The sequence below is a fragment of the Archangium violaceum Cb vi76 genome (genome assembly GCF_000733295.1).
Classification (GTDB): Bacteria; Myxococcota; Myxococcia; order Myxococcales; family Myxococcaceae; genus Archangium; species Archangium violaceum.
Map to the genome: position 1 here is coordinate 11,669 of NZ_JPMI01000131.1, position 14,132 is coordinate 25,800.

Annotated in this window: 5 protein-coding genes; 2 read left to right on the top strand and 3 right to left on the bottom strand. The window is 72.9% G+C overall.

The annotated features are described in order from the left end of the window. Nucleotides 1–75: 75 nt before the first annotated feature. The 3 genes from Q664_RS19545 to Q664_RS19555 are packed head-to-tail and all read right to left on the bottom strand — an operon-like array spanning nt 76 to nt 11,812. Nucleotides 76–9,576, bottom strand: coding sequence for a non-ribosomal peptide synthetase (locus Q664_RS19545; protein ID WP_052518387.1), 9,501 nt, complete (start codon nt 9,574–9,576; stop codon nt 76–78). 57 nt (nt 9,577–9,633) lie between these two features. Continuing rightward, the gene (locus tag Q664_RS19550; RefSeq protein WP_043397607.1) at nt 9,634–10,731 is read right to left on the bottom strand and encodes an amidinotransferase; all 1,098 of its coding nucleotides are present in this window, start codon (nt 10,729–10,731) and stop codon (nt 9,634–9,636) included. 37 nt (nt 10,732–10,768) lie between these two features. Further along, entirely contained in the window at nt 10,769–11,812 is a 1,044-nt protein-coding gene (locus tag Q664_RS19555) for a fatty acid desaturase family protein (protein ID WP_052518388.1), read from the bottom strand. 237 nt (nt 11,813–12,049) lie between these two features. On the opposite strand from Q664_RS19555, the gene Q664_RS19560 reads away from it, so the two are divergent. Further along, complete coding sequence (locus Q664_RS19560; RefSeq protein WP_043397609.1) at nt 12,050–12,742, top strand: FkbM family methyltransferase; 693 nt, start codon at nt 12,050–12,052, stop codon at nt 12,740–12,742. A 4-nt stretch (nt 12,743–12,746) separates the two neighbouring features. Continuing rightward, nucleotides 12,747–14,096, top strand: coding sequence for an MFS transporter (locus tag Q664_RS19565; RefSeq protein WP_052518389.1), 1,350 nt, complete (start codon nt 12,747–12,749; stop codon nt 14,094–14,096). Nucleotides 14,097–14,132: the final 36 nt, after the last annotated feature.

Here is a 14,132-nt window from a genome sequence, read left to right on the forward strand (position 1 = left end):
ACACGTGCCGCGTGTCACAACCACACCACAGCCGCTGGTGGTGCTGCTCGCCCATGCGCGGACTCCACCGACGCATCAACGTTTCACGCGCCGGGCGCCTCGGTCCACCCGGGTGATGCGCCGCGAGTCCCCGGGCACGGCCGAACGCCCCTCCAGGGCCCGGGCCAGGTCCCCCAGCCGGGGGTGCTCGAAGAGGACGCGCAGCGGCACCTCGAGGCCCAGCTCCTCTCTCGCTCGCGCCACCACCCGCATGGCCAGCAGCGAGTGGCCGCCCAGCTCGAAGAAGTCGTCCTCCAGGCCCACCCGCGGCACGCCCAGCAGCGCCCTCCACACGGTGGCGAGCCCGAGCTCCAGCGGCGTGGAGGGCGGCGTGCGGGCAGCGTCCGCCTCCGTGTCCGGCGCGGGCAGCGCGGCCCGGTCCACCTTGCCACCCGGCGTGAGCGGCAGGTGCGGCAGCGCCACCAGGGCCGTGGGCACCATGTGCTCGGGAAGCTGGCCCCGGGCGAAGGCGCGCAGCTCCGTTACCTCCAGGGGCGCCCCTCCCGAGGGCACCACGTAGCCCACCAGCCGCTTCACCCCCGGCGCGTCCTCGCGCAGCACCACCACCGCTTCCCTCACCCCCGGGTGCCGGCCGAGCACCGCTTCAATCTCCCCTGGCTCCACCCGGAAGCCACGGTACTTGAGCTGCTGATCCGTGCGGCCGAGGTACTCCAGCGAGCCGTCCGGCAGCAGGCGCGCCAGGTCCCCCGTGCGGTAGCAGCGCGCCCCCGGCTCGGGGGAGAAGGGGTCCGGAAGGAAGCGCTCCGCCGTCAGCTCCGGCCGTCCGAGGTAGCCCAACGACACGTGGGCGCCTCCCAGGTAGAGCTCGCCGGGCACTCCCGGCGGCACGGGCCCGAGCGACTCGTCCAGCACATACGCCCTCATGCCCGGCACTGGCCGGCCGATGGGGACGAGGCCTCGCCGCAGCTCCTCGTCCGCCACGGCGTCCAGCTCCGCGGCCACCGCCACCACCGTCGTCTCCGTGGGGCCGTACTCGTTGCCCAGCCGCACGCCGCCCGCCACCCTCCGCCACTGGAGCACCTGCGCGGCGGGCACCTTCTCGCCTCCCGCGGCCACGGTCCTCACGCACCCGGGCAGCCGCGCCGCGCCCGAGGCCAGCGCTCCCGTCAGCTCCACCCAGAAGGCCGTGGGCAGCCACAGCAGCGTGACGCCCCACTCCTCGCACCGCGCGCACAGCTCGCGCGCATCCAACAGGGCCTCGGTGCGCAACACCACCGTGCCCCCGCTCAGCAGCGCCGGGTAGATTTCCTCCACGCTCGCATCGAAGCTGAGGGTGGAGAACTGCAACACCCGGTCCGCGGACGTGTAGCCGTGGAGCTGGATGCACGAGCGCGCGTAGCCCTCCACGGCCCGGTGGGGCACCACCACCGCCTTGGGCCGGCCCGTGGAGCCCGACGTGTACATGAGGTAGGCCGGGGCCGAGGGCGGCACGTCCACCCGGGGCGCCTCGCGGGGCGCGGCCTCCAGCTCGGCGCGGCAGGCGTCCACGTCCAGCACCTCCAGCGCTTCCCCGCCGCGCGCGCCCACCCGCTCGAGCAGCGTGGAGCGGGTGAGCAACAGCCGGGCGCCACAGTCCTCCAGCATGGCCTCCAGGCGCTCGCGGGGGTACTCGGGGTCCAACGGCACGTAGGCCGCTCCCGCCTTGAGTACCCCGAGGAAGCCCACCAGCGCCTCCACCGAGCGCTCCAGCAGGATGCCCACGTGCGCGCCCAGTCCCACGCCCCGGCGCCGCAGCGCGTGGGCGAGCTGATTGGCCCGCGCATCGAGCTCCGCGTAGGTGAGCGAGCGCGACTCGTGGCGCAGCGCCTCGGCTCCGGGCGTGCGCGCCACCTGGGCCTCGAAGGCGCCGTGCAGCGTGAGGGCGGCGCCGGGCGGGGCGGCGGTGGCGCGGTGGCGCGCCAGCAGCACCGTGTCCTCGGGCGTGAGCAGGGGCAGGTGCCGCACCGCCCGCCCGGGCTCCCGCACCACGGCGGACAGCAGCTGCTCGTAGTGCCGCGCCAGTCGGGAGACGGTGGCCTCGCGGAACAGGTCCGTCGCGTACTCCAGCGAGCAGCGCAACCCGCCGGGTTGCTCCAGCACGCTCAGCGTCAGGTCGAACTTGGCCGTGCCCGTGTCCGCCTCGTACGGCGTGAGGCGCAGGCCGCCGAGCTGGAGCGTGGCCTCGGGCGCCACGTCGTAGCTGAACATCACCTGGAAGAGCGGCGAGCGGCTCGTGTCCCGCGGCGGCTGCACGTGCTCCACCAGCTTCTCGAAGGGCAGCTCCTGGTGCGCCAGCGCCTCCCCGGTGCGCTCGCGCACCTGCTCCAGCAGCTCCGTGAAGGGGCGCCCGCCGCGCACGTCCACGCGCAGGGCCAGCGTGTTGACGAAGCAGCCCACCACGCCCTCCACCTCGCGCTGGCCGCGGTTGGCCACGGGGATGCCGAGCGTCAGCGACTCCTGCCGCGTGTAGCGGTGCAGCAGCGCCTGGAAGGTGGCCAGCATCACCATGAAGGGCGTGACACCCCGGGCCCGGGCGAGCGCGCGCACGCCCTCCGACAGGGACTCGGACAGTCCCCACGCGAGCGTGGCGCCCCGGTGCGACTGGACCGGGGGCCGGGCGAAGTCCGTGGACAGGTTCAGCTCGGTGTGGCCCTCCAGGTGCTTCTTCCAGAAGGCCAGCAGCGGCGCCTGCGCCTCCTCCGTCAGGTGCTCGCGCTGCCACGCGGCCACGTCCACGTACTGCACCGGAAGCGGGGGCAGGGCGGCCTCTCCGCCTCGCGTCCGCGCCTCGTAGAGGGCGGCGAACTCCCGGCTCAGCACCGCCAGGGACCAGCCATCCGCGATGAGGTGGTGGAGCGCCAGCACGAGCAGGTGCTCTCCGGCGCCCACCTCCACCAGCACGGCCCGGAAGAGCGGCGCCCGCTCCAGCGCGAAGGGGCGCCGGGCCACCTCGGCCACCACCGCGTCCATCCGCTCGCGCGCACTGGCCCCGGTGTCCGGGAGGGTGAGCCGCTCCAGCGAGAAGGGCGGCGCGGGCTCCACCACCGCCACGGGTCCGTCCGCCCCGGACTCGAAGCGGGTGCGCAGCGCCTCGTGCCGCGCCACCAGCGCGCGCAGCGCCTCCTCGGTGGCACCCACGTCCAGCTCGCCCTCCAGCCGCAGGGCTCCGGCGATGGTGTAGAGGGGGCTGCCCGGCTCCAACTGGTCCAACAGCCACAGCCGCTGCTGGGCGGAGGACAGCGGCAGCGCGCCCGTTCGGGCCACGGGTACCACGGAGGGCGGCCCGGCCGTCCGCCGCGTCAGCCCCTCCACGCCGCGCGCCAGGGCCGCCAGGTCCTCCGCCTCGAAGAGCAGCCGCAGCGGCACGTCCACGTCCAGGGCCTCGCGCAGGCGCGACACCACCTGGACGACCTGCAGCGACTGGCCTCCCAGGTCGAAGAAGTTGTCGCCCGGACGCACGCCTCGCACGCCCAGCAGCTCCCTCCAGACGGAGGCCACACGCTCCTCGGTGGGGGACAGGGGCTCGCCCTGCTCCGGCTGCGCGGCCTCGTGCTCCTCCGCCAGGGCGAGCAGCGCCTTGCGATCCACCTTGCCACTCACCGTGAGGGGCAGGCGCTCCACGGGGACGAAGGCCGAGGGCACCATGTACGCGGGCAGCCAGCGCTTGAGGGCGGCGCGCAGCGGGGCCACGTCCGGCGCGGCCCCTCCCGGCCCGGGCACGAGGAAGGCCACCAGCCGGCGCGGGGCCGCGTCCGTCACCTCCACGAGGCACTCGGAGAGCTCCGTCCCCGAGTGCAGGGCCGCGCGGCGCAGGGTGGCCTCGACCTCGCCCTTCTCCACCCGGTAGCCGCGAATCTTCACCTGCTGGTCCGCCCGGCCCACGAAGTCGAGCTGTCCATCCGGCAGCCACCGGCCCAGGTCTCCCGTGCGGTACAGCCGCCCGCCGGGGTGGAACGGGTCCGGCACGAAGCGCTCCGCCGTCAGCTCGGGCCGCCCCAGGTAGCCGCGCGCCACGCCCGGGCCTCCCACGTACAGCTCGCCCACGCAGCCCGGCGGCAGCTCCGCGAGCGACGCATCCAGCACATGGAGGGTGTAGTTGTCACAGGGCCGGCCGATGGGTACCCGCTCCAACCGCTCCCACTCGGGCGTCATCAACGCGGTGGCGTTGAGGCACGTCTCCGTGGGCCCGTAATAATTGATGAGGTGGCGGATGTGGAGGCTGCGGCCCACCAGCCGCACCACGTCCGTGCTCAGCACATCGCCACCGAAGCACAGGTACTCCACTTCCAGCCGGCCCGCCGCCGCGTCGCGCTCCAGCAGCCCCTTGAGCAGCGCCGGCACCGAGTCCACCACGTCGATGTGGTGCGCCGCCACATAGGCCGCGAGCGCCTCGGGCGAGAGGATGGTCTCCTGGCGCGGCAGGTAGAGCGTGTCGCCCCGCATCAGCGGCAGGAAGATTTGATGCACCGACACGTCCACCGCGGGCGAGACCAGCAGCATGTGGTGCATGCGCCGGGACGTCCCGGAGAAGAAGCGGCGCAGCCAGGCGAGCTGCGCGCACAACTGGCGCTGCTCCAGCATCACCCCCTTGGGGGTGCCCGTCGTCCCGGAGGTATAGATGACGTAGGCGAGGTGCTCGGGCCGGGCCACCTCGGGCAGGGCCCCCTCGCCGGACGCGTAGAGCAACGGCGCCTCCAGCCGCAGCACGCGCCCGGTGAAGGAGGTGGGGCACGGTGTGGCGCCCTGGTGCAGCAGCAGCTCCACGCCGCTGTCGCGCAGCAACAGCTCGAGCCGCTCCTCGGGGTGGGAGGGATCCAACGGCACCCAGGCGCCGCCCGCTCCGAGCACACCGAGGATGGCCACCACCATCTCCAGCGAGGGCTCGGCGAGCAGGCCCACGCGCACCTCGGGACCCACGCCGAGCGCGCGCAGCGTCCGCGCCAGCCGGCGGGAGCGAGCCTCCAGCTCCGCGTAGGTGAGCGAGCGGCCCTCGTGCCACACCGCCACGTCCGAGGCGTGCCGCGCGGCCACCTCCGTGAACAGGCCCTGCACCGTGACGTCCGTGGCGTGGGGCTGGCGCACGGTGTGGAAGGCGTCCAGGCGGGCCCGGTCCTCCGGGGTGAGCACGTCCACGTCCGAGAGGGGCCGCGAGGAGTCCTCGGCCAGCTGCTCCAGCACGCGGCGCATGCGCCGGGCGAGCGCCGCCACCTCCCCACCCTCCAGCACGTCCGTGCGGTACGTCCAGTCCAGCGCGAGCGCCCCGCCCGTGGACGAGGGCACGGCCGTCAGCGTGAGATCCACCTTGGCCGCGGGGATGGGGTACTCCACCCGGTGGACGCGTGGACCGTGCACGGGCGTCCGCTCCAGGGGCCGGGGCTCGCGCACGAGCAGCAGCACGTCATACGTGGCGCCCCCGGCGTCCGAGGAGGAGCCCTCCAGGAGCATGTCCAGCGGCACGGCCTCGCGGGCGAGCGCATCGCGGGTGCGCTGGGACACCTCGGCGAGCAGCTCCGCCACCGTCATGCCCGGCCGCGTGCGGTTGCGCAGCGGGAGCGTGTGCGTGAGCAGGCCCACCATGCGCTCCAGCTCCGGGAGGGGACGTCCCAGCACCGGGGCGCCCACCACCAGCTCCCTCATACCCGAGTGCCGCGTCAGCAGCAGCGTCAGCGCGGACAGCAGCACATTGTAGAGCGTGGTGCCGTGCGCGCGCGCCAGGGTGTGGAGACTCGCCGCCAGCTCCGCGGGGAGCTCCTCCGTGTGCGTGGCACCGGCGTTGGAGACGGTGGCGGGACGTGCCCTGCCGGTGCCGAGCTCCAGCGGTGTCGGAGGCAGGGCCAGCTCACGCCTCCACCACGCCTCGGCCTCCTGGAGCGCGGGAGCACCGGCCAGCCGCCGCTGCCAGGCCGCGTGGTCCCTCGGCTGCACGGCGGGGGCCTCGAGCGTCCGCCCCTCATAGAGGGCCCACAACTCCTCCACCAGCACCTCCACCGAGGCCGCGTCCGCCACGAGGTGGTGCAGATCCACGAGCAGCAACGCCTCGGACTCCGAGACACGCGCCAGCCCCGCGCGCATCAGCGGTGCGGTGTCGAGCCGGAAGGGCCGGACGAAGCGCGCGAGCAGGCTGGAGACGTTCTCCCCCCGAGCCTCCCAGCGCTCCAGCGGCAGCTCCACGGCACTGCCCACGCGCTGCACCGTCTCTCCCTCCACCTGGTGGAAGGAGGTGCGCAGGGCCTCGTGGCGATGCACCAGTCCGGCCAGGGCCCTCGTCAGCCGGGCCTCGTCCAGCGGGCCCTCCAGCCGCAGCGCGCCCGTCATGTGGTAGCTGGTGTCCGTGCCTCCGCTGCGCTCGTGCACCAGGTACATCCGCCGCTGGGCGGCGGTGGTGGGGTGGTGGGCGGCGGGCTCGGTGGGCACCAGGGGGGGCAGGGCGGCCTCGGCCTCGTCGAGCAGCGCGGCCAGCCCGCGCACGGTGGGGGCCGAGAGGAAGCGCGAGAGCGGCACGCGCCGGCCCAGTGTGCCGGCCACGCGGTGCAGCAACTGGATGGCGAGCAGCGACTGGCCGCCCTGCTCGAAGAAGTCGTCCGTGACGCCGCCCGTCTCCCGGCCGAGCACCTCGTGCCACAGCGCGAGCAGCTCCTTCTCCCGCGAGCCCTCGGGTGGCACGGCCTCGCGGGCGCGCACGGCCAGCGGCCACCTTCCCAGCGCCTTGCGATCCGTCTTCCCGCTCGGCAGGGTGGGCATGGCCGGCAGCGGCACCAGGTACGTGGGCACCATGTAGTCCGGCAGGTGCGCGGCCAGATGGCCCCGCAGGCCCGAGTCGTCCCCGCGTGGCACATAGAAGGCCGCGAGCACCGCCTGCCCGGCGCCGTCCTCGCGCACCACCACCGCGGCGCTGGCCACCACGCCCGAGGCCATCATCCGCGACTCCACCTCACCCAGCTCCACCCGGTGCCCGCGCACCTTCACCTGGTGGTCCGCGCGGCCCCGGTGCTCCAGGTTCCCATCCGCCCGCCACCGGCCCAGGTCTCCCGTGCGGTACAGCCGCCCCGCGTCGTAGGGCCCGCGGATGAATCGCTCCGCGTTCAGCTCGGGCCGGTTCAGGTAGCCGCGCGCCACGCCCTCGCCGCCGATGAGCACCTCGCCCACCACGCCCGGGGGCAGCAGCTCGCCCTGAGCGTCCGTCACGTACACCCGCGTGGCACGCACCGGGCGGCCCACGTGGACATTGCCCGGCTGGCTCAGCTCCGCGGTGGTGGACCAGACGGTCGTCTCCGTGGGGCCATACATGTTGAAGAGGCGCGCCGGGGTGAGGCTCCGCACGGTGCGCAGCAGCGCGGGGGGCAGCGGCTCTCCACCCACCAGCAGCAGGCGCACCGAGCGCAGCGCCCGCTCCCCGAGCGGATGGCCCAGGAGGAGCTGGAGGCGGGTGGGCGTGAGCTGCACCAGCCCGCGGCCCTCGCGGAGGATGAGGGTGGCCAGCAGCTCCGGCGAGGCCTGGGCCTCCTCGTCCGCCAGCACCACCTCCAGCCCGAGCGACAGCGGCAGCAGCGTCTCCAGCACGAAGATGTCGAAGGTGGCGTTCGTGCAGCACAGCACCCGGGGGCGCTCCCCCAGCGGCAGGGCCTCGGCCATGGCGGCCAGGAAGTTGCCCACGCAGTGGTGCTCGATGAGCACGCCCTTGGGGTTGCCGGTGGAGCCGGACGTATAGAGGACGTAGGCCAGGTCCCCGGGCTCGGGGCGGGCGGGGAGGGGCGCCGGGGCCACCGGCTCGCGGGGCATGTCCACCCGCACGACCGGCACGGGCAGGACGTCGGCGAGCGAGGCGGTGGCCGCGTCCAGCAGCACCAGCCGGGCGCCGGAGTCCTCCAGCATGAAGCGCAGGCGCTCGGGAGGATGGGACGGCTCCAGGGGCAACCAGCCCGCGCCCGCGCACAGGACGCCGAGCTGTCCCACCAGCAGCGACGCCGAGCGCGACGTGCACAGCGCCACCGTGTCGTTCCTGCCCACGCCCCGGGCGGTGAGCTCCGCGGCGAGGTGCCGGGCCCGGCCGAGCAGCTCGCCATAGGTGAGCCGCTGTCCGCCCGCGCGCAGGGCCACCGCGTCGGGTGTGCGCGCCGCCTGCTCGAGAATGGGCGTCAGCGCGTCCCCGGGAGCGGGCGTGGTGGGCGGGGGAGGATTCAGTCCGAGCAGCTCCGCGCGCGTGGCCTCGCCCACCAGCGGCAGCCGCCCCAGCGGTGTGCCGGGCTCGCGCACCACCGCCTCCAGCAACGCGCGGAAACCCTCCGCGAGCCGGGCGGGCACCTGCTCGGGGAAGGCGCCCGTGCGCACGTCCAGGTCCACCCGCAGCTCGCCCTGACGCGTGCGATCGCTCACCTGCACCGCGAGCGCATGGGCCTCGTGGCCGCTGAACAGCCAGTGGATCTCCACCGGATGGCCGGCCAGGGTGCTCTCGTACTGCTGGTTCTGGTAGGAGACGACGGTGTCGAAGAGGCCCTGGCGGCGCAGCGCCGGCGCCTCGAGCCGCTCCAGCAGCGACTCATACGGGTAGCGGCCGTGCCGGAGGAAGTTCCCCACGCGGGAGCCCGCGCGCGGCAACCACTCGGAGAAGGAGCTCTCGGGCTCCAGCTCCAGGCGCAGCGGCACGGTGGCCACGCACATGCCAAAGGTGAGCATCGCCGGGCGCGAGTTCCGATTGTGCAGGTACGTCCCGAGGCACACGTCCCGCCGCCCCAACAACCTCCCGAGGAAGAGGCCCGTGAGGGCGCAGAAGAATCGGTTGGGCGTACTTCCCCACTCGCGCAGCCGGTCGTGGAGGGCCCGCGTCAACCCGGGCTCCAGCACCAGCGTGTGCCGCTCGGCGCGGGTGCCGGTGAGGGCCAGCCCGGACTCTCCCAGCAGGGTGGGCTCCTCCACGCCTTCCAGCGCCTCGCGCAGCGCGGCCAGGTCTCCGGCGGCCGCCTCCGAGGCCAGGTACTGCCTCTCCTCCTCACGGAAGGCGGCATAGCGCCCCGGCGTGGGGAGCTCCGGCTCGCGCCCCGCGGCGAGCGACTCATACAACCTGCCCACGCCCCGGCCGAGCAGGGCCAGCGACGCCGCGTCCGCGAGCAGGTGGTGGAAGCGCGCGAAGAGCGCCGAGCCCTCTCCCCACGTGAGCACCGCCAGCTCGCGCAGCAATCCCTTCCCGGGGCTCAGCGGCTCGCGTGCGCGCTCCCCGGCCCAGGCCAGCGCGGCGGCCCGGGGCTCGGGCCCACCCCGGAAGTCCCGCACGGGCACCTCCTCCACCGGCCCCCGGGCGGGCACCTGGAAGGGCTCGCCCTGGTGCACCACCACCTCCGCGCGCGCGTCCTCCGTCCGCTCCATGAACAGCCGCGCCGCCCGGGCCAGCAACCCGGCGTCCACCTCGCCCTTCACCTCCAGCAACCCGGCGAGCGTGCCCACCGCGCCGCCGGGAGCCACCTGCTCCGTCAACCAGATGCGGCGTTGGGGATGGCTGAGGGGCGCGGCTTCCTCGGGAATGGCGGACGGAGAGGGGCTCATGTGTCGGGCGGGCGGGAGAGGGGAGAACATGCGTCTTCGGTGCTTCTCTTCAGCGCTTCAGAGGTAGGACACGGCATCGCCGCGGCGACGCACGTCCACCGTGGCGCAGTGGAACGAGCCGCCGAAGGTGTTGAAGTTGCGGAAGTTGCAGGGAATGGGCGTGAAGCCCCACCGCCGCAGCGCGGAGATCATCGGCTCGTCGCTGCGCTCCACGACGACCCGCTTCTCGTCCAGGCTGAGCAGGTTCATGTTGATCCACTTGCTCGTCATGTAGAGCGGGTGGCCGTCGGGGATGCTGGGCGTGGGCGCCTCGAGGATGTCCCAGCCGCGGAACAGTGAGGGCACCTTGGGGAAGCGGTGCGGGTTGACCAGCAGCTTGCCCGGCGCCAGCGGCATGATGGTGGCGTCGATGTGCATGGGGTGGGTGTCGCGCGGCTCCACCACGTGCACCCGGAAGCGGCCCTCCAGGTGGCGCTGCAGCCACCGGATGCCGAACTCGTTGGTGACGTTGCTCTTCTGGACGACCAGATCCCTCCCGAACTTGATGAAGTCCGCGGCGTCGAAGGTGGGCTCGGTGTCGGTGATGACGTAGCGGGGCGGCTCGTCCTCGGTGGGGTCCACGAAGTCGTGCACGTACAGCTCGTCCTTGAGCTCCGGCTTGGGCGCGGCCGTCCAGCGCGCGCCCGCGCGGAAGTACTCCTTGATGAGCGCGCGGTAGGCCAGCGGCTCGAAGTAGCGCGAGCGCCACGCCATGGGCGACTCGATGACCTCATCCCCCACCACGAGCAGCACGTCGCGGGGCATGGCCGCGTACAGCCCGCCCGAGCTGGCGAAGTGGGGCGTGACGATGGGCCGGCGGAAGTCCAGCGCCTCCGGCCTCCGCACGGTGACGCCCTCGGCCTCCAGGATGTGGACCAGCTCCTCCAGGTCCTTCTTCGCCGCGGCGATGCGCTCGGGCGGGAAGGGGCGGCCCGCGTTGCGCTGGAAGAGGTCCCACATGTTGTCCGGCACGGTGGCCTTCAGCGAGATGTGCCACTCGGGGAAGGTGGCGTTGTCCACCACGCCGACAATCACCTCCTCCAGGAGATCCCACTCGGTGAAGGCGTTGACGACGGGCAGCGACCTGGACGTTTGGAGTTGGGCTGGGGCGATCATTCGGGTGTCTCGCGAGGAGGGGGTGGAACGGAGGACGTCAGGCCACGCGCTCCGGCGGGACCGGAGCGCTGGCATCGGGAGGCCGGGCGGCGTTGAACGCCGGAGTGGTCCAGCTCTTCACCACCGCGGTGGGACCCAGGAAGTAGCCGTGGCAGTGATTGGCCGCGGAGTACTCGGGGAGCGGCTCCAGCATCCGGTGGATGTGGGCCAGGTTGGCCAGGGGGATGCGGGGGAAGATGTGGTGCGTGAGGTGGTAGTTGTCGTGGTGCGGGTGCAGGAAGAACGCCAGCCCGTTGGACGGCAGGTTGCGCGTGTAGCCGACGATGCCTCCCGGCTCGAGCCCGACATGGTCGGAGATCTCCGCGAACACCTTGATGGCGTGATAGACGGTGGCGCGCGCCAGCATCCACACGGCCGCGAATGACAGCGCGGCGCGAGCGCCTCCGAGGACGCCGAGCACGGTGAGCAGGACGGCCCACCAGAGGACCACTCGCAGGCGCTGGGCCCCGCTCAAACGTGGCAGCTCTCCCAGCACGGACTTGCGCCACAGCGCGCCGTTGAACAGGAAGTGCCGGTAGAAGCGCCACGGCGAGCGCACCACGCGGGCGTCCGCGTCACGAGGCGGCGGGAGGAAGTCCGGGTCCCCCTCGGGGTCTCCGAGGTAGGCGTGGTGGCGCAGGTGCGAGAGCCGGTACGCCTCGAAGTCCTCGAAGATGCAGGGGCCGAAGAGGAGCGTGGCCACCCCGCGGTTCGTCCGGCGCCCCGTGAACATGTTGCCGTGGGCCGCGTCGTGCAGCGTGTTGCCGAGCGCGCGCTGCCGCGAGCCCACCAGCACGAGCGCCAGGGGGAGCCACAGCGGGGACACGTACACCACCGCCGCCCACCCGGCGAAGACGAGCGCCCACGACTGCACCACCTGCCAGAGCGCCACCAGGGGCCTCGGCTCGTGGTAGCGCCGGAAGAGCTCCGCGCGCTCGCCCTCGGACAGATAGGTCCGGAAGCGGCGCAGCTCATCCACCTTCAGTCTGGGTGACGCCGCCGTCTCCCGGACGGTGGAGAGTGGGGGGGCCGTGTCCTCCATGATGATGTCCGTGCTCCATGTGTCGGGTTTGCCCGTCACCGGGGTCGTGTCTGGCTTTGTGAGATGAACCCGATGCCAGGGATGGAGGAACCGGGCCGCTCGAAGCTTTCACGGGGACGATAGCGGCGCGTCTGACATGCCCCGCCGCCGCGCGAGGGAACGCGGGCGTTGGGCGGGCATGACAGACCTATGTCTTATACAGCGCCCTCACCTGACACGTTCCCGGGAATCAGAGACATGTACACGCTGCGTACCTTGTTCCAGACACACCTCGTGAAACCCCAGGGCATCATCTACGCGGGGGCCCACGTGGGTGAGAATGTCGGGGCCTTTCTCGACGCGGGCTTCGAGTCGGTGTTGTGCATCGAGCCCAACCCCGAGGACTTCTCCCAGCTCGAGCGCCATGCCTCGGCGCGCGTGCGCTGCGTGCACGCGGCGGTGTCGGACCGGGAAGGAACGTCCGCGTATTACATGGTGCCGGGAGTGCCCACCCTCAACTCCCTCCTGAAGCCGGACGATGAGTATTGGGTGAAGCTGGTGGGGAAGGAGATGGCGGACGCACACGCGCCGACCCGCGTGGAGGTGCGTACGCTCCGGCTGGACACGGCGGTGGAGCGACACGGGGGCGGGGTTCCCTACAACGCGCTCTACCTCAACATCCAGGGCGGCGAGCTGCTCGCGCTGAAGGGAGCGCCGCGCACCCTGGAGGGGCTGGACACCGTCTTCACCGAGGTGAACTTCGAGCGGCGCTACGAGGGCTGCGCGCTCTTCGAGGAGGTGGACGCCTTCCTGCGCGAGCAGGGCTTCCGCCTCATGTACCTGGAGAAGTTCCCGCACTCGGGGGGCCAGCACGGCGAGGCGCTCTACCGGCGTGTTTCCGATCTGCCCACGCCGGGGCTCGTGCCGCTGTCCGAGCTGGAGAACCGGTAGCCCCGTGAGCATCCGCGAGGCACACAGCGGCCAGGAGGGGCCGGACTTCAGGACCTTCATCGCCATCTGGCTGGGGCAGGCGGTGTCGATGGTGGGCTCGCGCGTGTCGCGGCTCGCCCTGGGCATCTGGCTCTTCCAGCGCACGGGGGCGGTGACGGACTTCGCCATGGTGGCGCTGTGTGACGCGCTGCCGGTGCTGCTGCTGCTGCCCTTCACGGGCGTGGTGGCGGACCGGTACGACCGGCGCCGGGTGATGCTGTGGGCGGACTCGGCCGCGGCGCTGTGCACGCTGGGGATGGCCGGGCTGCTGTGGTCTGGCCAATTCCAGTCCTGGCACCTCTACCTGGCGGTGGTGGCGGGCGCGAGCGCGAGCGCCCTGCAGTCACCCGCCTGGAACGCCGCCATCTCGCAGTTGGTGCCTCCCGCGCGGCTCTCCCGGGCGGTGGGGCTGGTGCAGGTGTCGGAGGGAATGACGGACATCCTCGCGCCCACGCTGGCGGGAGGGTTGCTGGCGGTGGGCGGGATGATGGCCGCGCTGGTGTTCGACTTCAGCACCTTCCTCATCGGCATGGGGCTGCTGCTCCTGCGGCGCTTCCCGGCGGTGCCGCGAGCTCAGACGGCGGAAGAGCGGCCGGGCCCGGTCTGGCGCGAGGCGATGCGGGGCTGGGAGTACGTGGCCGCGCGGCGGGGGCTGGTGGGGCTGCTGGCGCTGGCCTCGCTGGTGACGATGACCCTGTGCGCCATGGAGGTGCTGGTGCCTCCGATGCTGCTGGCCCATGCGTCGCCGACGGTGATGGGCATGGTGATGTCGGTGGCGGGCGTGGGCGCGCTGTGCGGCAGCGTGGTCATGAGCACCTGGGGTGGGCCGCGCCGGAAGATGGACGGAGTGCTCGGCGCGGGCGCGCTGATGGGGCTGGCGCTGATGGGCGCGGGGCTCGGGGGCTCGGTGGGGGTCATGGCCGTGGCGGGGTGGGTGGCCATGTTCTGCATGCCCGTGGTGTGGAGCTGTTCCCACGCCGTGTGGCAGCTCCAGATTCCAGCGGAGCTCCAGGGCCGTGCGTTCGGCTTGCGGCGCATGGTGGGCGAAGGCACGGCGGTCACCGTGTTCTTCGGCGCGGGGCCGCTCGTGGACCGGGTGCTCGAGCCCCTGCTCGCTCCGGGTGGAGCGCTCGCGGACAGCGCGGGCGGAGTCTTCGGCGTGGCGCGGAGCCAGGGTGTGGGCCTGCTGCTCTTCCTGCTGGGGCTGTTGTTGTTGACGGTGATGGTGGTGGTGCGGGCCCAGCCGGGCCTGTACCGCATCGAGGATGGGGTTCTTCGAGACAACCCGATACACGCCACCGGAGTGGGTGGCTGAGGGAGTGTGGGAGGGGGGGTGCATACTGGAATCCCT

What these genes read in the sequence shown, in the direction of transcription:
- Q664_RS19545 (WP_052518387.1), bottom strand. Translation starts at nt 9,576, where the DNA reads ATGAGCCCCTCTCCGTCCGCCATTCCCGAGGAAGCCGCGCCCCTCAGC.
- Q664_RS19550 (WP_043397607.1), bottom strand. Translation starts at nt 10,731, where the DNA reads ATGATCGCCCCAGCCCAACTCCAAACGTCCAGGTCGCTGCCCGTCGTC.
- Q664_RS19555 (WP_052518388.1), bottom strand. Translation starts at nt 11,812, where the DNA reads ATGGAGGACACGGCCCCCCCACTCTCCACCGTCCGGGAGACGGCGGCG.
- Q664_RS19560 (WP_043397609.1), top strand. Translation starts at nt 12,050, where the DNA reads ATGTACACGCTGCGTACCTTGTTCCAGACACACCTCGTGAAACCCCAG.